The sequence below is a fragment of the Lysobacter sp. CC-YZS074 genome, from assembly GCF_056739745.1.
Window position 1 is genome coordinate 2,188,634 of the sequence record NZ_CP200301.1, and the last position, 20,810, is coordinate 2,209,443.

The window sequence follows — 20,810 nt, forward strand, 5'->3', positions numbered from 1 at the left end:
AAGATGACCGGCCTGCCGCCGCCGCTCCCAGCTTCGCCGCCTCATGTCCGCTGCCGACCCGATCGTTGCTGCCGCCCCGCCGTCCTCCGATTACCGCGGGCGCTTTGCGCCCTCGCCCACCGGCGACCTCCATCCCGGCTCGGTGCTGGCCGCGCTGGGGAGTTGGCTGCTCGCCAGGGCGGCCGGCGGCGAGTGGTGGGTGCGGGTCGAGGACATCGACCCTCCGCGCGAGGTTCCGGGCGCGGCCGACCGCCAGTTGTCGACGCTCGCCGCGCTGGGGCTGCAGCCGGACGCGCCGGTGGTGCGCCAGAGCGAGCGCGGCGCGCTGTACCGGGCCGCCCTGGACCGGCTGCTGGCGACCGGCCAGGCCTTCGCCTGCCACTGCAGTCGCACCGACCTCGGCGCGACCGGTGGCATCCACCGCGAGTGCGTCGCCACGGCCCGGCGCCCGCAGCCGGCCATCCGCCTTCGGGTAGCGCCCGGCACCCGGGTCGGCTTCGACGACGCCATCCGCGGGCCGCAGTCGCAGGACGTCGCCACCGCGGTGGGCGACTTCGTGTTGCTCCGCGCCGACGGCTGCTGGGCCTACCAGCTCGCGGTGGTGGTCGACGACGCCGCGCAGGGCGTCACCGACGTGGTGCGCGGGGCGGACCTGCTGGACTCGACGGCGCGCCAGATCCTGCTCCAGCGCGCACTCGGCCTGCCCACGCCGCAGTACGCCCACCTGCCCCTGCTGCTCGATGGCGAAGGCCGCAAGCTCTCGAAATCCGATGCGGCGCAGCCGGTCGATCCGGCCGCGCCGCTGCCCTCGCTGCAGCGTGCCTGGCAGGCGCTGGGCCAGGACCCGGCCGCCACCGTCGGCGCGGAAACGGTGGCCGACTGGCTGCGGCTGGCGCAGGCGGCCTTCCGGCCGGGGGCGATCCCCGCGCGCGATGTCCGCCAGTCCGCCACTGTCGATGGCGGACGTTTCACAATCGGGGACTAGACTCGGGGCCGGGCCGGGAAAAGGGAGAACGACATGCAGGCACGCGTAGCACTGGTCACTGGCGGTACCGGCGGGATCGGCACCTCGATCATCCGGCGCCTGGCGGCAATGGGCCACCGGGTCGCCACCAATTTCCGCGACGAGGCGCGCGGACGCGAATGGCAGCAGCGGATGAAGGACACCGGCATCGACGTCGCACTGGCTCCCGGCGACGTGTCCTCGCCCGAGCAGGCCGAGTCGCTGGTCCGCGAGATCGAACGCCAGCTCGGCCCGGTCGACATCCTCGTCAACAACGCCGGCATCACCCGCGACTCGACCTTCCACCGGATGACGCCGCAGCAGTGGAACGAGGTCATCTGCACCAACCTCAACTCCTGCTTCAACGTCACCCGGCCGGTGATCGAAGGCATGCGCGCGCGCAGGTGGGGCCGGATCGTCCAGATCAGTTCGATCAACGGCCAGAAGGGCCAGTACGGGCAGGCGAACTACGCCGCGGCCAAGGCCGGCATGCACGGCTTCACCATTTCGCTGGCGCAGGAAAACGCGAAGTTCGGCATCACGGTCAATACGGTGTCCCCGGGCTACATCGGCACCGACATGGTGATGGCGGTGCCGGAGGAAATCCGCGAGAAAATCGTCGCGCAGATCCCGACCGGGCGACTTGGCACCCCGGAGGAGATCGCCTACGCGGTGGCGTTCTTCGTGCCCGACGAAGCCGGTTGGATCACCGGCGCCAACCTGTCGGCGAACGGCGGCCAGTACATGGGCTGGTGAGCCTGGGCTGGCGGACCGTTCAAGTTGCAAAGCGACGGCGGCGTGCGCCATGCTGCGGAGCATCATGAGTTAGAGCACCCGCTCCATGGCCCAGACGCGCGTCATCAAGAAGTATCCCAACCGCCGTCTCTACGACACCGAGATCTCCAGCTACATCACGATCGAGGACGTGCGCCAGCTGATCGTCGACGGCGAGGAGTTCGAGGTGCGCGACGCGCGCTCGGGCGAGGACCTGACCCGTCAGGTGCTGCTGCAGATCATCGCCGAGCACGAACAGGACGGCGAACCGATGCTGTCGACCCAGTTGCTGAGCCAGATCATCCGGTTCTACGGCGACTCGCTGCAGGGCTTCATGGGCACCTACCTGGAGCGGTCGATGCAGCTCTTCCTCGACCAGCAGCAGCAGTTCCGCAAGCAGATGGGCGGCATGCTCGGCCAGACCCCGTGGTCGATGATGAACCAGCTGACCGAGCGCAACCTGTCGATGTGGAAGGAGTTCCAGCAGAACCTGTCGGGCAGCGTGGGCCAGAACGCATCCACCGGGAAGAAGCCGGAAGGAAAGCGCTGAGCCTATTCGGGCCGGGTCGCGCAGTACTTCTGATGGAATTCCAGCGCCTGCGGCATCAGTCCACGTAGCGTCTCTATGCGGTTGGCCGGGTCCGGATGGGTCGAGGCGAACTCCGGCGGCCGCTCGCCACCGCCCAGCTGCGACATCCGTTCCCACAGGGGCACCGCCGCGCGCGGGTCGTAACAGGCGGCGGCGGCGAGCATCAGGCCGACGCGGTCGGCCTGGGTCTCGTGGTTGCGCCCGTACGGCAGGATGAAGCCGTACTGCGCACCCGCGCCCAGTGCCGCCATGACCGCCTGCTGCTGCTGCGGATCCATTCCGCCGAGGGCGAGCCCGGCGGCCATCTGGCCCATCTGCACCAGCTCCTGCTGTGCCATCCGCTGGGAACCGTGGCGCAGCAGGGCGTGGGCGATCTCGTGCCCCATCACCACCGCCATCGCGTCCTCGCTCTGCGCAATCGGCAGCAGTCCGGTGTAGACCGCCATCTTGCCTCCGGGCAGGCAAAAGGCATTGGCCTGCTCGGACTGGATCACGCTGACGTCCCACTGGAAGTCGCGGTAGGACGTCGGGGCCTGCTGCTGGTGGGCGGCGGCGAGGTCGGCCGTCACCTCCGGCACCCGCGTGACCAGGCGCTGGGCGATTCCGCGCACCTGCCGGCTTAGCTCCGCGTCGGCCGGCAGCAGCGCGCCCTGGGACTGCGCATCGCCGAGTACCTGCTGGTACGCCTGGGCCCCCAGCTGCACTTCCTCCTGCGCGCTGGCGCCGTAGTGCGCGGTCTCGCCGGTGTAGGGGTCGGTTTCGGCACTGCCGAACCACTGCCACGCAGCGTAGGCCGCGAACAGCAGCAGGATCCACCAGCGAATGCCACCCCGGCGCCTGCCGCCACTTCGCGGGGTCCTGTCCGCGCGGACGGATCCGATCCTCATCTACCGCTCCTCCTGTGCCGGCAGTGCCGGGTTTTCGGGACGATCAGATCTCGCGCACGACGCGGAAGCCGACTCGCGCGTTGGTGGTGTTGGCATCGCTGCCCAGACGCCACGCCGACCGGGTCTGCGCCGGCGAACTCGCCCAGGAGCCGCCGCGAACCACACGGGTGCGACATCCCGGGTTGAACCAAGCTTGGCCGTCCGCCGGTGCGCGGCGGTATCCGTCGTGCCAGCAGTCCGCCACCCATTCGCTGACATTGCCGGCCACGTCGTGAAGGCCGAATGCATTGGCGCGGTACGAGCCTGCGGGGGCCGGGCCCCACGCGCCGTCGTCGTAGTCGTCGAAGGCATTGCGCCAGCGGCGCCCGCTGGGGGAAGCGTCGCCGTCGCCGGTGAAGTTCCCGGTGCCGGCGGGGGGCTCCCCCTGACCCCAGGGAAATCGCGCCTCGCTGCCCGCGCGCAGCATGTACTCGAACTCGGCCTCGCTCGGCAGCCGGTATTCGTGGCCGGTCTGCTCCGACAGCCACTGCGTGTACGCCGCCGCGTCCTGGGCGCTGACGTGGACCACCGGCAGCGTGTCGGCTGCGGGTTGGCCGCTGTAGTCCGACTGCCAGTCCACCCCGCTGCGTCGGACCAGGTTGCCACTGCGTTCGTCGTACACCGTGGAATAGCCGCGCCGGCTGGCTCGCGCCTCGTAGCCGGTGGCGGTAACAAAGCGGCGGAACTCGCCGACGGTGATTTCGTTGCGCGACACCGCCAACCCGCGGTCGAAACGGACGGTGCGCGTCGGGCGCTCGGCGTCGGTCGCACTGGGCTCGTCGGGCGGCGCTCCCATGCGAAAGGCACCGTGCGGGATCACCACCATCTCCGGTCCACGTCCGCCGCGGTCCAGCCCTTCGGTAAACGCCTGGCCCGGGCGGAACAGCCCGTAATGGGTCGCCAGTTCGATGCGCTCGCTCAGCTCCACCGCTGCCGGGTCAGCGGGGGGCGCGATCCTCAGCAGGTCGGCCAGGTGTTTGCGCGCCTCTTCGATGCCGTCCTCGCGGGTGAGCGCGGCGATGCCCATGTCCCGCAGGTTGCCCACGCGTGCGCCGCGTTGCCGCGCGATCCGCAGGCGGGCATCGGCGACGGTCTTCATCTCCGGCCGGACGCGGGCAGCCCGGTCCAGCCACTCGCCCGCCGCGGCGTAATCGTCGCGGCGGGCCGCAAGCTCCGCCTGGCGGATCAATGCGCTTTCCGTCGCGGCCAGTCCCTGCAATGCGCGCGCATCCCCTGGACGCAGCTCCAGCGCCTGCTTGAAGAAGGTCACGGCCCCGCCGTCGTCCAGACCGAACTCGTGCCCGTTGAGCGCCCGTTCGCCACGCAGGTTGGCCTGCTGCGCAGCGACGGCAGTATCCACACGCTCCACCAGTCCGGCCACGGCATCGCGATCCGGCGCCGCCGCCCGCGCGACGGCGGCAATCTCGCGCGCCCGTTGCAACGCGTCCGGGTCTTCGTCGATGGCGGCCAGCGCAGTGTCGCCCTGCTCCACCAGCCCTCCCACGGCGCGTTCGAGTCCCGCCGCCACCGCGGGGTCGTCAGGGGCGTGCGCCTGCAATGCCAGATACAGTGGAATCGCGGACGCGTCATCGCCGAACAGCTTGTCGGCTTCCAGCGCGGCTGCCGCCTGTTCCTTCAATTGCTCGACGTCGTCGTTCGCCACCTCGATCCGCGGCGCCTGCCATTGCGGAACGGGCGGCACCTGCTGGTCGGGACTGACCGCGACGATCGGCGCGGTCTGCTTGCCAGGGGATTCACCCGTCTCGCCCGCCCCGGCACCGCGCCCCGGCTCCTCGCCCGAGCAGGCGCCCAGCAGGAGCAACGTGGCGATCACCGCACCGAGCGGGAACCGGCGCTGCAGGAACGAGGGCGGACGGACCCACCGCATCGCACCACGCGGTCCGTTCCCCGCTGCCCCGGATGCTGGCGGCCCTGCTGGCGATGGTGCGCGCAATCGTCCTCCCTGCCTCGCGGCCGGCTCGCGCCCCGAAGGGCGCACTGAAAGTAGGCTATTGTCGCCCGCCCCGGCAACTTCGTCATTCGACCGGAATCCACGTGCCCAGTTCACCCCAGACCGCCTCGCCCGCCCCCGAGTGGATCACCGATCCGCACGCGCTCACCGCCGCGTTCGCCATACGTCCCGCGCGTATCGGGCTGGACACCGAATTCATCCGGGAGCGGACGTACTGGCCGCAACTCGCGCTCGTGCAGATCGCGATCGAGACCCCCGACGGAATGCGGATCCTGCTGGTCGACACCCTGGCACCGGGTATCAACGAGGCACTCGCGCCGATCCTCGCCGACGACGCGATCCTCAAGATCATGCACAGCCCGAGCGAGGACCTGGTCGCATTCAAGCGCGCCTGCTACACGGTGCCGCGCCCGCTGTTCGACACCCAGCTGGCGGCCGCGCTGGCGGGCATCGGCGGTGGCCTCGGCTACCAGAAGCTGGTCGAGCAGCTTACCGGCGTGGCGTTGGCCAAGGGCGAAACCCGTTCGGACTGGCTGCGCCGGCCGCTGTCGCCCGCGCAACTGGACTACGCCGCCGACGACGTCCGCCACCTGTTTGAAATGCACGACGTGCTCGACGGCATGCTCGGCCAGCTCGAACGCCGGCGCTGGCTCGAGGATGATGCCGCGCGCACCGTCGCGAACGCCGAGGCCGATGCGACCGAGCGCTGGCCGCACCTGTCGATGCGATCGGCACAGTTCCTCGACCGCGACGCCCAGCGTCGGCTGGTCCGCCTGCTGCGCTGGCGGGATACCCACGCCCGCGACGCTGATCGGCCGCGCAGCTGGATCCTCGACAATGAACTGGCGGTAGACCTGGCCCGCAACCCACCGCCCGACCGTGACGCGCTGCAGGCGCGACTGGACGCCCATCCCAAGGCGCCGCGCAAGCTCGGCGACGCCCTCTGGCGCGCCCTGGTCACCGAGTTGCAGGACGAGGCCGACACGCCCGACGCCGGCATCGCCGAGAAGCGCGACAAACAGCGCCTGCGCGACCTGCAGGCAGCCGTCGCCGCACGCGGCGCCGAACTCGGCCTGCCTGACGGGCTGCTGGCCTCGCGCCGCTACCTCGAAGCACTGCTCGACCATGGCCACTGGCCGGGGGCGCTGGAAGGCTGGCGGCGCGAAGCGCTCGAGCCGACCTTGACCCCGTTGCTGGCGAAAAGCCGAGGGACTGGCGCGTAGCCACCGCTTCCCGCTAGAATTGCGCCCTTCGTGGGGCGGTAGCTCAGCTGGGAGAGCGTCGCGTTCGCAATGCGAAGGTCGGGAGTTCGATCCTCCTCCGCTCCACCACGAATCCAGCGTCACCAAGCAAAAAGCCCCGCTTCGCGCGGGGCTTTTTGCTTGTGCCGATTGTGCTGCGGCATAGAGCGGCCGAACGTACATTCTGCTTCCGGCGTGTTTGCAGCTTAGCTCCCCACCGCCGGAACGGCTCGCGATGTATCGGACTGCATCCGCCGATAGATCTCCTCCCGGTGCACCGGAACTTCCCGCGGCGCGGCAATCCCGAGCTTGGCCTGGCCATCCCGGATGGACAACACGGTGACGCGGACAGACCCGCCTACCGATATCACCTCCGCCTCCCTGCGCGTGAGTAGCAGCATGCTCAGAGCTTCGGATCGGACTGGTCGGGCGACCACTGCCAGAACGTCGCGCCGTAGCTGCTGCCCTCGATTTCGGGGAATACGTCGCCCTGCTTGAAGTAGCGGCGGCTGGACTGCTTGGCGGGGGTGAACCAGTAGCCGTTTCGCGGCGCGGACTTGCCCGCAGCAATCCGGCTCACCACAGTGTCGTCGTGGCCAAGCCCCTCGTCGAACGGGATAGTCTCTCCCGGCACGCGCTCGACTAGGGTCCAGGTCGCGGAACGCTTCTCTGAGACCGGGACCCGCTGCACGACAACGCCGTTCTCGCCAATACTGTCATCAACGCGAATCAGGTGGCGGGCCTTGGGTGCCTTGTCACCGACCACGAGGAGCGACGCGCAACTGCGATCAGTATCCGGCAGGTAAATACCATTTAGTGGGACCGGCTCACCGGTCGCGACCTGAACCACCGTATTGAGACGATAGCGTGGCCAGCGTTGTGGGGGGTTCAGTGGACCGAAGTCGCGCTCAGAGTACCGATCTGTGAGATCGCCGCTCTCCCAGTACCTATCGATGGTATCCGCGACTCGTAGGGCCGGCGTGCCCGCGGCCGCAAAGTAGTTCCAGAACTTGTCGGCGCCCCCTGGCGCAACCGCTGTCACCTGCGGCTCGTCCATCCAGCTCATATCATGGTCGACAATGCCGCGGCGATCGCTCGCGACTTCAGACGCTGCCCCGAGTCCGTTGAGATCGTCATGCGACACCATGATGTAGCCGTCGCACAGGCTCTTCAACGTACCTCGCATGTTCGGCAATACACGTTCCCCCCAGACGATATCCGGCTGGCGACTGAGATGCCGGCTGCGGTAGTCCGGCGGCAGATTGTTGACGAATGCTTCGAGGCATCGCTCAGCGTGCTTGACCGCCGCCTCGTAGTTGTCGCGGATGGGCCGAAAGTAATCGAGCGAGCTGAAGCGCTCCAGCAAATAAATTTCTTGCGGAACCAGCGGGGTCGCCATGCTCAATCCTTGCTTACGTAGATGTTGTTCTTCAGTACCGGCACACCGACCAGACTCACCGACTCACCCGCCAGACTGGAGTAGCCCCAGCCGGTGGTGCGGCGTTTACCGAGATGAGCGACATCCAGATCGGCCGGGTCGATAACAATCTGGCGAGCGCCGCCTTCGAGTACGTATTCAACTCGTTTGGTCGTAGAGTTTCTGTACTCCTGGGACGCTACCACCCCTTCCCAAGCTTTCAATCCTTCCCCCGGCGGTACGGTGTAAGTGACGTACTCGCCGTTGCTGTTCCAGTGGGCTTTGACCGCAAACCGCCTACGCCACTCGGCCTTGTTCCGGAGCTTGTCGAACTCGGCTTTCGCCATCCAGCAGATGGAGTTGTCGCTGGAGCCCGGATCGACGATGCGATACAAAACGGTGCCCGGTGGATAGGTTACGGCGTTGATCGTGCCGTGAAATGTCTGATATCCGTCTTGGAGTGGCCTGGGCGCGCTGGCGCCGATGTCGGGGTGGCCTCGATCCATGGGAGCCGTGCGCGACGCTGCATATTCCAGTTCCCTTCCCTCATCCACCCACTCCGGCTTGTCCTTCTGGAAGGCATCCAGCTCGGCATCCGCGGACGGCCGCTTGAAGTTGTGTGGATTAACCGCGTTGACTCGAGCGCGGTACGCCTGATCGGCTTCGATATCCAGCCGTCGCGCGACGCGGTCCAGCCAGTCCGTCACGGGACTCAATACCTTGGCCAGCTGCGCATTGGCCGCCCGGCGGATGCTCACCACCATCTGCAGCAGTTGCCCGGTCTGGCTGCCCATTGCGGCTGAGCCCCAGCGCTGGATCAGACCCACGAGTTCGCGGAGCGCCGAAATGATTCCGTCAAAGGCCCGGGTAAGGGCAGAGACGTTGAGTCCGCCAGCCACCTCGCGCACCTTGGCAGCCAGCCATTTGTACGGATTGTCCAGTTTCATTGCGCTGAGCGCCGCGCGCACAGCCGGGGTGTCCAGGTGCTTGTTGAGCTTGTCGATGCCGGCCTCGACCCAGTACGCCGTGTGCTTCCACAGGTCGGTATCCGCTGTATTTTTGGCCACGCGAAGGGCGGCCTTGCGGCTCGAGGCCACCAGAATCTTGAAACACCCCTTGGCCAGTGAACCGAGAACCGGGATCAGGCCAATCAGGGTGATCGCCAGTCCGATCCAGGCCCACGTGTTCGATGTGTCCTCGTTGATCTTCCGGCAATTGGCGATGACGTCGCGGATGTCACAGAGCTGATCAACGCCCGGAATCATCGAGATCACCGTGCCGGTGATCACCTGCGCGTTGGTCTGCTCCTCGTTGAAGTCGCCTTGCAGCACCTCCCAGATCCATTCTGCAGCGGCGCCGAGGTTCTCCCCGACACCATCTACGAGTCTTCCCGGTGCCGACGCGAACCACGCCAGTGCGTTCTCGAGTTCATCCCATTCCATCGACGGTTATCCTTAACCCAGCTTTGATCGCGCGACCTGCACCAATTGGGCGATTGCCTTCCACGGCTCATCTTCCAATGGTTCGCGCAGTTCGTACTCGACCCGCTCCGCTCGCGCCGGCACTCCTTCGTGGCGCGCGTGTCCATCGGCGTCAAGCTTGCCCCTGATGGTCTGGCCGCCCTCGAAAAAGATCGTGTAAGCCTGCCCCGCAAACGGCTGGTCATCGGCGTCGCGATGGTTGACCTCGATCCAGTTCTCCAGCTTGAGCTTGCTGTCAGGCAGCACCTCCAGCCCCGCCGCCCTACTCGCACCCCCCTTGAACGGCACCTGCCCCGCCTTGACGGTGAAGTTGCCCGGGCACTTGAACGTGATGTCGCCGCCTTCCAGCACGATCTCGGTCTGGCCGGCCTGCAGGACGATCTTCTGCTTGGCCAGCACGTCCATGCGCTCGTCGGTGGCGGTGACGGTCACGGACTGGTCGGCCAGCAGTTCCAGCGGGCCGGCGTGGGCCTGCAGGCTGAGCGCGCCGTTGGCGGCGATGGCCTTGATCGGGCCTTTCTGGGCGAACAGGGCGACGTGGCCGCCGCTGACGCCGGCGATGGTGTGGCCGGCGGCAAGGTGGGCGTCCTGCTGTGCGGTCAGGTGGGTGTGGCCGCCGGCATAGGCAATCGCGCTGGCCGGGGTCGCCAGGGCGATTGCGTCTGGGGACTCCGCGATCAGCACGGGGGTGGCGAACTTCTCGACCGGGTCGCCGCCATCGCGGTTGGTGCCGTCGGGCTTGGTGGCCGACTGGCCGTTGACGCTACCGGGGTGCGTGCCGTCCTGCTCGGGGTCGATCTGCTTGATCAGGTCGGTCTGGCGCGGGTTGGCGGCCAGTGGGGCGACCTCGGCGCCTTCGGCGGCATCGCTCACGGCCTGCGCGGTGCGTTCGGCGGCCTTGAGCTGGCCGATGGCCTCGGCGATGTCGAACTGGGTCGAGACGGCGTTGCTGCGGGCGGTGGTCGACAGCAGCACGCCCTCGCCGGTACGCAGGTTGGCCCAGCCGAGCGTGGCCAGGTCGAAGCCCTGACCGCGCAGGGCGCCGCGGCTTCCGTCGCGGTGGTCGAGCAGGTAACCCAGCTCCAGCCGGCTGTCGGCTAGGCTGGTGTGCAGGCGCTGGCGCAGTTGACCCGGGGCGTCGTCGAGCACCCACTGCTGGGTGCCGCTGCCGTCCAGCGACTGGCTGTGCAGGCCCGACAGGGTGCCGGGGTGGTTGCTGGCGTCGGCCAGTGCGAACGGCGGCGCGATATCACCGTTGTAGAGCTGGCCGGTGACGACGGGCTGGTCGATGTCGCCGTGCAGGAACTCGACGAGCACTTCGCTGCCGATCCGCGGCAAGGCGTGGCTGCCCCAGTTGGGGCCGGCCTGCCATTCGGCCACGCGCACCCAGGTGCCGCTGGTGTCGTCGCCGGGGGCGTGGCCGTCGGGGTTGGCCGACGAACCGGTGTTGGTCAGGCTGCCCGGATTCGGCGCGGTGCCGCGCTGCCACGGGAACTGGATGCGGACCTGGTGGTCGCGGGTGCTGGTGACGGTGGCGTCGGGCAGGCCGACCACTCGTGCGGTCTGTGCGCCGGGGGCGGTCGGCTTGGGCCGGGCGAACGGCACGACCGGGGTGGCGGCCGGCACCGCGACGAAGCGGTTGCGGTAGCTGCCGCGCTCGAGGTCGGGGTGGTCGAGCAGTTCGACGATGCCGCTGCCGAGGTTGTTGGCGGCGACGTGCTCGACTGCGAGCGGCAGGAAGCGCTCGCCGGAGAGATCCGGGTGCTGGGTCAGGGTGAAGGTGGCGCCGGGGTCGAGCCCGCGGCCGCTGCCGGCGCCGGCATGCAGGCGCTGCGGCAGGCGCAGGGCGTCCAGTCGCAGTTCGGCGGCCTGCTCGGCATCCGCGCGCGCGGCGAAGCGGCCGCTGCGCGGCACGCTGTAGTGCTCCAGCGCCGGCAGGTGCGGGCCGGCAGCGTTGCCGGCGAGCGTCGCGGACGCCGCTTCGACCTGCTCGGGTTGCCAGCTGGCCGTGGTGAAGGCATTGGCGGTGACCTGCCGCTGCTCGGTGAAGTGGGTGATCGCGTCGAGCGATTCGGTGATGTCGCTGCGGTGGAAGCGCAGCACCGACGGCGCCGCGTCGGGCACCGTGGCCGCGCGGTCGTACACCACCAGCGCGTGGCCGGCCTCGCCGTCGCCGGCCGCGCCCTGCACGTGCTCGAAGCGCCACGCCAGCCCGGCGTCGGCCAGCAGCCGGAATACGAACTCGTGGTCGCTCTCGCGGTACTGGGTGGTGATCGGGTACACCGGTAGCGGCTGGCTGACGTCGCCCTTCAGCGCGGCCTGCGGGTAGTCGTCGAGGATCCGCTCGACCACGCCGAGCGCGTCCAGCCCCTGGAACACCAGCGCGTTGCGCCGCAGCCGCAGGAACGCGGTCCATGGCTCCATCGTCAGCCGGTAGCGGGCCAGCCCGCCGTCGCTGCCCAGCGATGCGATGCGGGTGCAGTGGCCGTGCCAGTGGCGGTGCGAGCCGTCGGCCTGGCGCAGCCGCAGCGACACGGGCTGGCCGACCAGGGCGAGCGCATCGAGGAAGGCCGACGTCGACAGGCAGTCGATGTCGAACCGGAAATCCACGCATACCGCTTCAGAGCCGGTAAAGCGCTCCACCACCAGCGCGTCGCCCAGCCCGGCGGTGGGCAGGTCGATTTCGATCAGGCGGGTGTCTTGCGAGAGCAGCGCGCCGGCGAGCGCCAGCGGCGTAGCGGGGAACGTCCTGTCCATGGCGTACCAAATCCGTTTGGTGGTGATGCTTCATCGCCGCCCCGCGACGGGGTCGGCCGGCGAAGGATACCCCGCCCGGGTGGTGGCCGTCAGCCGGACAGGGTCACTCCCGCAGCCAGGGCCGGGCGATCTCCAGCGCCATCCGGTAAGGCTCGGGGTCGTTGCGGTTGGTCAGCACGACGACGGTGAGCCGACGCTGCGGCCAGCGCACGAGCACGTTGCGAAAGCCCATCGTCTCGCCGGAATGCCACAGGGTCTCGCCGGTGATACGCCAGCCGTAGCCGTACTCCACCGCCGGATCGTCGGTCGGCGTGGCCGGCCCGAAGGCCAGTGCGCGGGAAGCGTTGGACAGCAGCCGGTCGTCGTACAGCGCGGCGTCCCAGCGGGCCAGGTCATCGATCGACGAATAGATGCCGCCGTCGCCGAGCACGGCGCTGGTCTGGCTCTGATCGGTACGCTGCCACCGGCCGTCGAGGAAGCTGTAGCCCCAGGCGCGTTGCGGCACCGGCGGGCCTTCGCGGACGTACGCCAGGGTGTTGGCCATGCCCAGCGGCAGGAAGATGCGCTCGCGCAGGAAGCTCGGGAAATCGCGCCCGGAAGCACGCTCGACGATCAATGCCAGCAACGCGTAGCCGCTGTTGCTGTAGCGGTAATCGGTGCCGGGCGGGAAGTAGGTGCGGTCCTGCGACTCCAGCAGCTTGAGCACGTCGGCATCGCGCAGCTGCCAGGTCATCGACTCGGGAATGACGTCCTCGTAGTCGACCAGCCCCGAGGTGTGGGTGAGCAGGTGGCGGATGGTGACGGGATCGGCCGCCGCGGGGAGCGAAGGCAGCCATACCCGCACCGGATCGTCGAGCCGTAGCCGGCCGTCCTCGGCCAGCAGCAGGATCGAGGCGGCAGTGAACTGCTTGGTCACCGAGGCGAGCCGGTAATTGGTCGACGGACTCGCCGGGGTGCCGGCCTCGAGATCGGACAGGCCGTAAACCCGCCGGACCACCGGCCTGCCGTTCTTCACCACCAGCACGGACGCGCCCGGCACGTGGCCGGCATAGTCGGTCATCACCGCGTCGACATGGGCGACGCGGTCGGTGGACGTGGCACAACCGGCCAACAGGGCCGTCGACGCCAGCAAGGCCAATGGAATGTGCATGACCTACTCTCCTGTGTCCGTCGACTGCCCCGGGCACCCGCCGGTGCGCACGAATGCCAGGTCTTCGTAGTCGTAGCTGAAGTCGGCCTCCGGATCGACCTTGGCCATGGCGAGGCGAAGGGTGCCGTTGCCGCGGGTGAAATCGGCCCAGGCTTCGGCGTGGTCCGCGTGCCAGTCGATCAGGTGGCGATCACCCACGCGCACCACGTCACCGCTGAGCCGTGGCGACTTGGCCGATCGGAACTCGACACGGTCGCCTGCCGGACAGATCGTGACCTCGCCGAACCACGGGTCGCGCCAGGTACCGAGCCATGGTTCCATCACGGCGGCAGTCGCGGGGCGGCGGGCCGAGGTGTCCGGCAACTCGGTCACCGCATCGGCGGCGCCGCTCCTCGCCTGCAGCGCGGCGACCACCTCGCCGACACTCCGTGACTCGCCGTCAGGTGTGAGGTGTTCCACCAGCACCTGGTTCAGCACCGTGCGCGCCTCGTCGGCATCGCCGTTGATCATGAAGACGAAACCGTCGCCGAGGTCGGGCAGCAGGTGCAGTTGCGAGTACATGCCGCCGAGCGTGCCGGTGTGAGACACGCTCCACTCGCCATCAATGTCGGCCAGTCGCCAGCCATAACCGTAGGCATAGAAGCGGGTGCCGTCCCAGTCGCGGCGACGCTGTGCGATCGGCATCGCCGTGTGTGCGGTCCACAGCTCCGCGCGCCGCTCCGGCGGCAGCCACTCCAGTTGCTCCGGGGTCGGGGCGAGCCAATTGCCCGCCCAGACGAGCATGTCGTCGAGGCTGCAGCGGATGCCGCCAGCCGCGGCCGAGGTGATCGCGGGCACCTGCGGCGGGTCGAGCCGCATCGCGACGTTCCCCTCCCCACCGCGCGTATGCGGCTGGGCGAGACTGCCGGCCGCCTCCCGGTCGAACGCGCCGACGCGGCAACGCTCCAGCCCGAGCGGCTCGAACACCTCGCGCCGCACCAGTTCCTCGTAAGGCGCGCCACCGGCGGCCGCGGCCACCTCGCCGGCGACTACGTACAGCAGGTTGTCGTAGGCGTAGCCGGAGCGGAAGCTCTGCTGCGGTTTCAAGTGGGCCAACCCGGCGATGATGTCGTCCCGGGTGAAGTGGTTCGGTTCCGGCCACAGCATCAGGTCGCCGGCGCCCTCGCGCAGGCCGGCGTTGTGGATCAGCAGGTCGCGCACCTGCATCTCGCGCGTGACCCAGGCGTCGTACATGCGGAACTGCGGCAGGTGCTTCACCACCGGGTCGTCCCAGCGCAGCCGGCCGGCGTCGACCAGCCGCGCGAGCAGCGCCGCGGTCATCGCCTTGGTGTTGGAGGCGATCTTGAACAGGGTGTCGGTATCGACCGCTTCGCCGCTGCCGACGGTGGTCTCGCCATAGCCCCGGGCGAACACCACTTCACCGTCCTCGATCACACCGAGCGCAATGCCCGGGAGGTCATAGCGATCAATGACGGCCCGGGCGATGGCGTCGATCTCGTCCGGGGTGGTTCCCGCATTGGACGCCGCTGCCGCGGCGGGGCCGAAGGACAGGCCCAACAGCAATGCAACGGACGCATGGAGACGCTTCAAGGCGCGTCCCGCCCGCCGACCGCCACGTCGATGGCCGCCTGCCAGACGCGCATCAGGTTGCCGCCCCACAGCTTTGCGATGTCCGCTTCGCTGTAACCGCGCTTGCGCAGCTCCGCGGTGACGTTGGGCGACTCGCTCGCGTCCATCCACCCGGTCACCTCGCCACCGCCATCGAAGTCGGAGGCGATGCCGACGTGGTCCACGCCGATCAGCCCGACCATGTAGTCGATGTGATCGACGTACTCCTCCAGCGTCGCCAGCGGGTGCTCGCGCTGGATCCATGCCATCCCGGCGACGAATGCCGGCAGCTCGCCATGGACGTCCCAGTCGAATTCCGCGGCGCCCGCCGCGTGGGCGACCTCGTGTTGCAACGCCTTCTCGGCGGCCGACCGCGCCGGGTCGTGCTTGACGAACTCGTAATAGGCGACGGCCTGCACGACGCCGCCGTCGGAGGCGATCGCGTGCAGCAGGTCGTCGGGCAGGTTGCGCGGCACGTCCACCAGGGCGCGTGCCGACGAGTGCGACGCGAACACCGGCGCCCGTGACGCAGCGATCGCGTCAAGCACGCATCGGTCGGAAGCATGCGAGACGTCGACCATCATCCCCAGCGCGTTCGCACGCGCGACCAGCTCGCGACCGAACCCGCTCATGCCCGGATCCTGCGCCGAATTGTGAGCGGGTTCGCCAGCCTCGGTATCGGGATTGGCACTGCTGCACACCGCGTTGTTGCCCACGTGGGTGAGCCCCACGTAACGGGCGCCGCGCTCGTACGCAGTGTCGAGACGCGACAGCTCGTGACTGAGCGAGTACGGGTTCTCGATGCCGATCATCGCTGAAAGCAGGCCGCGTGCATGGTGGTCCCGCACCTGCGCCGGCGTGGTCGCAAGGCGGATCCGATCGGGGTACTTCTCCAGCATCAGCGCGATGGCCGAGTACTTCCGTTCGGCCTGGGCCACCGCGTCGGCATAGCCCGCCTCGGTCAACGGCCCCTGCCCCACGTAGACGATGAAGAACGCACCATCCAGGCCACCGCGCTCCATCTTCCCCAGATCGACCTTCAGCCCGGTGTCGGTGCCGACGTCGTAGCGCGGCTCGCGCATGTAATCCAGCGGGATATCGACGTGGGTGTCGAGGATCAGTGGATCGGGTGCCGTTGTGCGCACAGGCTGCTGCATGCAACCCGCGAGTGAGCCGGCCAGCACCACGGATGCGATGCCAATGCGGATGTTCATGCGTTCCTCCACTCACCAGTCGCGCGTTCGATGACAGCGATCACCGGTTCGCGAGTCCTTCATTCGCGCACCGGCGAATCCGCCAAAAAAACGGCGGCCCGACAAGCGGGCCGCCAAGGGGCTTTACTCAGAACGCGTAGGTCACGACCAGCTGCGCATAACGCGGGGACTGCCAGACAGTGGGCTCCCCGAAGTACGGCATCTCGTTGCCGGGCGTGCTCTCGTAGCGGGAGTGCACGTTGATTTCGGTCTGGCTGTTGAGCAGGTTGTATACGGAGAGGCGTGCCTTGAGGTCGATGCTCTCAGAGGGCAACGTCCAGGTCACGCTCGCACCCAGGTTGGTAACCCAGGGCATGCGGCCGAACGCGCCCCTCTCGGTGTAGACCAGCTCCCGGGTCTCCCAGTCGGAGCAGTTCGCCACGCACAACCATCCCGAACCACCGCCACTGAACTCACCGGGTCCGCCGGCGCTGCGGTCGTCGTTGGGCCAACGCACGCCGAAGGCGGTGATCGGGCCACCGGATCGGGTGGACAAGGTCGCACCGAAGCTCCACATGTCGTTGAGTTCGTAGCTACCGCGCAGCTTGATCTGGTGGCGGTAGTCGTTGAACAGAACTCCGTAGCGCTCGTTCACCGCCGGGTGGTCGTAGTACTGCACGAGGTTGGTGTCGTTATAGCCGGTATCCGAGTTCACCGGCCCTTCCATGTTGCCCTCGGACTTCGACCACAGATAGCTGGCGTTGAACGCCCACTTGCCATCCCATGCGCGGTCGAGCTGGAACTCGACGGCCTTGTAGGTGCGCTTGGGCCGCTTGTAGCCCATGACGGCGTCGCTGCCGAGCGCGATGTAACCATCCTCGGAGCTGTCGAACGTCACCCATTCCTCCGTGTCCGGGCACCACAGGGTGACGTCCTCGCCGGGGTTGATGATCGGCCAGTCACCGGAATACCAGCCGCACCCTTCCACGTGGTTGATGCGCGCGTCCTCGACGGCGCGGGTCACTTCGCGGTAGGTGGCATTGACCCCGTAGGACCAGGCGTTGTTGATCGCCTGCTGGAAACCCAGGATGAACTCGTCCTGGAAGACCTGTTTGAGGTCGCGGTCGACCGCCGTCCGGACATCGTCGGGTGCGGGTACGTTGCCCTCGGTATTGACCGGCCCGATCTGCTCGCCGAGATTCGGAAAGAGGTAGGTACCGCCGGTAACGGGGTCGGTCTGCTCCACCCAACCGTCGAGTACGTAGTAGGTGTGCTCATCCGTGGCCCCCCCCCCGAAATAGTCAGTGAGCTTGTTGGTGAGTGGGATGTAGTAGCGGCCGGCGTTGCCGAACACCTTGGTCGTGCCGTCACCCTTCACGTCCCAGCTGAAGCCCAGACGCGGCGCGATCATGTCGGAGAAGTCTGCCTCGGCGAAGGTCGCGCCGGAGGCGAGCTTGTTGTGGAACTTGTCGGCACGGACGCCCAGGTTCAGCAGCAGGTTCGGCGTGACGTTCCAGTTGTCCTCCACGTAGATCGCTTGCGCCTCGGTCGAAACCGGGGAGCCGGTGATGTAACGCCTCGCGTCGATGTACGCCGTCACTCCGTCCGGAACGGACACCCCGTTGGGCAGCTCCCGGTCCTCCTCATCGGCGGCGATGCCGATCGCGGTATAGCTCACGCCGTCGCCCGGATAGACCCTCGAGCTGTTGGAATCCATGATTTCCTGGTCGACACCGAACCGCACCAAGTGGTCGCCCAGCGCCCATTCGAAATCCAGACGCGACGCTTCGCGCTTGTCGAACCGGCTGCTGATGCTGCTGTTGCTCGGGTGACAACCTTCCTGTTCGGTAGCTTCGCCGAAGATGTCGGTGTAGCTGCCGGAACGGGTGACGATGCTGCAGCCCGCGTCCCAAGGACTGCCGGCCGTGGCACTGCGTTCGTTCACGCCGTACATGGCCTTCGCGACGAAGTTGTCGGTGAAGTGCCCGGTGTAGGTGAGCGACCAGTTGTCGCCGCCTGACCCCTCGTAGCTCTCGCCGGTCTTTTCACCGCGCGTGGCGCTGTCCCAGTCGTAGGCGTAATTGCTCGTGGCCGAGTCCGACTTGTCGGAGAAGGCCAGCAGCTCCAGCAGGTGGTCGTCGTTGATCTGCCAGTCGAGCTTTCCACCCCAGAAGTCGTTGTTGCTGTCGGTGTACCAGGCTTCGAGCGTGTCGATATCCCTCGGGTTGCTGTCGCGCTGCTCGTACATGCCGAAGAAGAACAGCCTGTCCTGCACGATGGCACCGGACGCCCAGACATTGGCTTTGTAGAACGAGCCGTCGTCGCGACTCCTGCGGTCCCGTTCATCCAGCGTGCCGTCATCGTGGAACTGGTCATCCTTCGACGAAGTCCAGGCCGCGGGTTCCATCGTCAGCTCGGCACCGGCATGGAACTCGTTGCCGCCCGAGCGGGTCACGGCGTTGATCACGCCACCCGTGCTACGGCCGAATTCCGCCGAGTAGCCGCCGGTCTTGACCTGGAACTCCTCATAGAACGCGAATGGCACCGACGAGAATCCCTGTCGGCGATACGGGTCGGTGACGTTCAAGCCATTGATGTAGGCGACGTTCTCCGCCACCGACGAGCCGCCAAAGGTAAGGCCACCAAACGTAGCGCCGGAAGACACCACACCCGGGGCCAGCAGCGCGACGGCACCCAGGCTCTGGTCCACCGGCAACCGGGCCAACTCCTGCCGCGTGACGTTGGTGGCGGACTCGGTGGAATGGACATCGACGCGGTTCACCACCCTCGAACCGACCACCTGCACGGCCGCCAGGTTCACCGCACCGTCGTTGGTGAGGTTGACCGTCGTGGTGCCACCCAGGGAAACATCGACGGAGATCGGCGCCCCCGCACCGGCGCTGAGGGTGTATTGGCCCGGAGGCAGCTGGCCGATACGGTAGCTGCCATCCTCATCCGCGGTCGCCGAGCGGGACAAGCCTGTCGAGGTGTTGGTGATCGTGACCTGCGTACCCGCTTCGGCATCGCCCGCCACGGCACCGGTAACGCTTTGCGCCAGTACCGGCGCGGCCAGGGACGAAAGGCACACGCCCATCGCCATGCAAAGTACAGACTTGCGCAGATTGCGGGTGCTGCTTCTCATGATCTCTCCCCGATTGGTGCTCATGGTTGTGGCGTAGCGCTGAAGTCGTAATCCCACTGATCGAAGTACAGATTGCCGCCGCTCCATTCGACCTCGCCCCGTTGGGAGTCGACGGTCTCGGAGCGGAAATGCTGCTTGGCCGGGACGAAGTCGGTCCCGTAGTCGTCGTTGAAGGCGATCCGGTAGGCGTCCAGGCCGCCTAGATAGAACCACTCCAGTCCGCGCCCATCGGCCACCGCGTCCTCGAACCGGCCGGTGGTCACGTCCATCGGCACCCAGCCGTACGGCGCCAGGTACATCCAGCCCCAGTCGTGGAGGTTCCAGTAGTCGTCGTCGGAGTAGACCATGCCCGACTGCCAGCGCGCCGGGATGCCGTTGAGCCGCAACAGCGTCATCAGCAGCAGTGTCTGCTGGCCGCAGTCGGCGTGGCCGGCATGCAGGGCGTAGTCACTGATGTTGGTGATGGTGGAGTACTCGCGCGCGCCGGCCCACGGGATGTCGTCGACGGCGGCGAACAGCTTCTGCGCGATCCGGTACGGGTTGGTCTCGTCACCCACCACCTTCCGGGAAAACTCGCGCAGGGCCGGGGTGAATACGATGTGCGGCGGCCGCTCGCCCAGGTGCCGTGCCAGCTCCGCGGTCGCCGGGGCGGGGGCCACGCGCTCGGGGTCGATGGCGTGGTGCTGGGCGTAGAGGGTCAACTCGTAATCGATCGAGAACTCGGTCGGCTCGCCGGCGCGGGCCACCTGCTCCAGGTAGGCGGTGCGCTGCATCGTCGCGTCCGGGGCGATGGCGGCCTTCGCCGGTTCGCTGTCGAGCAGGCGGATGTCCTCCTGCTGGCCCGCGATGGCGCGCGGGTACGGGATCCAGGCGCGCACGGTCTCGCCGGCAGGCACCGCGTCGGGGTCGACGGTGATCGACTGGGTCACATGCACCCGGCGCGGCAGCACGCTGCTGCGGCCGGTCGCCTCGGTCTGCGCGAGCACCGCTGCGTGATGGGCGTTGGGCGACTCCATCGGCCCTTCGCTGAACGGCCTGGGGTCGGCGCGACGGGCCGCGGCTTCGGGGCTGAGCCGGAACAGGTTGGGGACGGCGCGGGCGAAGTAGCGCGGCTGCCCGTCGATCACCCGGTGCTCGAGCAGGTTGGCCGCCTTCCAGCGCTGGAATTCGTCTTCGGTGAGGTCGGGAATCGCCTTGCGCAGCCGCGCGAGCACTTCTTCCTCGTCGAGGTGGAAGTCGATCAGGATGCGGCGCATGCGCTCGCGCTGGAACAGCAGCGCCTCGCGGGTCCGGTTGCCGAGGGTCTCGTCGGCCAGGGCCTTGTCGATCGCGGCCTCCGCGGCGTCGAACCGGTCCGTGTCGATCAGCGACACGACCGCGGTCACCTCGCGGCCCGCCGGGGCACCGTCGCTCCCCTGTGCGGCCGCGCCGGCGGCCGCCAGGCCGCAGGCCAGCACCAAGGCACGGCCGATCGCGCCAGGGTGGCGCAGCCGCGTGGTACCAAAAATTGCCCGAATCGTGTCCACCCGCTCTTTCCCCTACGGAGACCCACTCGTG

15 protein-coding genes and 1 tRNA gene are annotated in these 20,810 nt (G+C 68.1%); 5 read left to right on the forward strand and 11 right to left on the reverse strand.

What is annotated here, in order from left to right:
- Nucleotides 1–43 precede the first annotated feature (43 nt).
- The 3 genes from gluQRS (at nucleotide 44) to phaR (ending at nucleotide 2,327) form a co-directional block, all read left to right on the forward strand.
- On the forward strand, nucleotides 44–985 hold the full coding sequence (gluQRS, locus tag U8331_RS09900) for a tRNA glutamyl-Q(34) synthetase GluQRS (protein WP_481130877.1): 942 nt from the start codon (nucleotides 44–46) through the stop codon (nucleotides 983–985).
- 33 nt (nucleotides 986–1,018) lie between these two features.
- A complete protein-coding gene (phbB, locus tag U8331_RS09905) occupies nucleotides 1,019–1,759 on the forward strand; it encodes an acetoacetyl-CoA reductase (RefSeq protein WP_481130878.1) in 741 nt (246 codons plus the stop codon).
- A gap of 85 nt (nucleotides 1,760–1,844) precedes the next feature.
- Nucleotides 1,845–2,327 carry a polyhydroxyalkanoate synthesis repressor PhaR gene (gene phaR / locus U8331_RS09910; protein ID WP_481130879.1) on the forward strand — a complete coding sequence of 161 codons (483 nt, stop codon included), beginning with the start codon at nucleotides 1,845–1,847 and terminating at the stop codon, nucleotides 2,325–2,327.
- Between the two features lie 2 nt (nucleotides 2,328–2,329).
- Here phaR and U8331_RS09915 read toward each other — a convergent pair whose 3' ends face one another.
- Both U8331_RS09915 and U8331_RS09920 read right to left on the reverse strand, forming a co-directional pair.
- Entirely contained in the window at nucleotides 2,330–3,253 is a 924-nt protein-coding gene (locus tag U8331_RS09915) for a M48 family metallopeptidase (RefSeq protein WP_481130880.1), read from the reverse strand.
- Nucleotides 3,254–3,296: 43 nt separating this feature from the next.
- On the reverse strand, nucleotides 3,297–5,180 hold the full coding sequence (locus U8331_RS09920) for a formylglycine-generating enzyme family protein (RefSeq protein ID WP_481130881.1): 1,884 nt from the start codon (nucleotides 5,178–5,180) through the stop codon (nucleotides 3,297–3,299).
- A 167-nt stretch (nucleotides 5,181–5,347) separates the two neighbouring features.
- On the opposite strand from U8331_RS09920, the gene rnd reads away from it, so the two are divergent.
- The gene (rnd, locus tag U8331_RS09925) at nucleotides 5,348–6,487 is read left to right on the forward strand and encodes a ribonuclease D (protein ID WP_481130882.1); all 1,140 of its coding nucleotides are present in this window, start codon (nucleotides 5,348–5,350) and stop codon (nucleotides 6,485–6,487) included.
- 32 nt (nucleotides 6,488–6,519) lie between these two features.
- Nucleotides 6,520–6,595 (forward strand) — tRNA-Ala (locus U8331_RS09930).
- A 116-nt stretch (nucleotides 6,596–6,711) separates the two neighbouring features.
- On the opposite strand, the gene csrA is transcribed toward U8331_RS09930, so the two are convergent.
- The 9 genes from csrA to U8331_RS09975 all read right to left on the reverse strand — a co-directional run bounded on the left by csrA (nucleotide 6,712) and on the right by U8331_RS09975 (nucleotide 20,770).
- Nucleotides 6,712–6,906: a carbon storage regulator CsrA gene (csrA, locus tag U8331_RS09935; RefSeq protein WP_481130883.1), complete on the reverse strand. Its 195-nt coding sequence runs from the start codon at nucleotides 6,904–6,906 to the stop codon at nucleotides 6,712–6,714.
- Between the two features lie 2 nt (nucleotides 6,907–6,908).
- Nucleotides 6,909–7,904, reverse strand: a complete 996-nt coding sequence (locus U8331_RS09940) for a hypothetical protein (RefSeq protein ID WP_481130884.1) — start codon at nucleotides 7,902–7,904, stop codon at nucleotides 6,909–6,911.
- 2 nt (nucleotides 7,905–7,906) lie between these two features.
- Nucleotides 7,907–9,364 (reverse strand): hypothetical protein, encoded by a 1,458-nt coding sequence (locus tag U8331_RS09945; protein WP_481130885.1) that lies wholly within the window; start codon nucleotides 9,362–9,364, stop codon nucleotides 7,907–7,909.
- 12 nt (nucleotides 9,365–9,376) lie between these two features.
- Nucleotides 9,377–12,160 carry a type VI secretion system Vgr family protein gene (locus U8331_RS09950; protein WP_481130886.1) on the reverse strand — a complete coding sequence of 928 codons (2,784 nt, stop codon included), beginning with the start codon at nucleotides 12,158–12,160 and terminating at the stop codon, nucleotides 9,377–9,379.
- Between the two features lie 103 nt (nucleotides 12,161–12,263).
- Nucleotides 12,264–13,310 (reverse strand): serine hydrolase domain-containing protein, encoded by a 1,047-nt coding sequence (locus U8331_RS09955; protein WP_481130887.1) that lies wholly within the window; start codon nucleotides 13,308–13,310, stop codon nucleotides 12,264–12,266.
- 3 nt (nucleotides 13,311–13,313) lie between these two features.
- Nucleotides 13,314–14,900: a serine hydrolase domain-containing protein gene (locus tag U8331_RS09960; RefSeq protein WP_481130888.1), complete on the reverse strand. Its 1,587-nt coding sequence runs from the start codon at nucleotides 14,898–14,900 to the stop codon at nucleotides 13,314–13,316.
- On the reverse strand, nucleotides 14,897–16,132 hold the full coding sequence (locus tag U8331_RS09965) for a dipeptidase (protein ID WP_481130889.1): 1,236 nt from the start codon (nucleotides 16,130–16,132) through the stop codon (nucleotides 14,897–14,899). The genes U8331_RS09960 and U8331_RS09965 overlap by 4 nt, the downstream gene beginning before the upstream one ends.
- A 127-nt stretch (nucleotides 16,133–16,259) precedes the next feature.
- Nucleotides 16,260–19,253 carry a TonB-dependent receptor gene (locus tag U8331_RS09970; protein ID WP_481130890.1) on the reverse strand — a complete coding sequence of 998 codons (2,994 nt, stop codon included), beginning with the start codon at nucleotides 19,251–19,253 and terminating at the stop codon, nucleotides 16,260–16,262.
- A gap of 20 nt (nucleotides 19,254–19,273) precedes the next feature.
- Nucleotides 19,274–20,770 (reverse strand): transglutaminase-like domain-containing protein, encoded by a 1,497-nt coding sequence (locus U8331_RS09975; protein WP_481132949.1) that lies wholly within the window; start codon nucleotides 20,768–20,770, stop codon nucleotides 19,274–19,276.
- Nucleotides 20,771–20,810 lie beyond the last annotated feature (40 nt).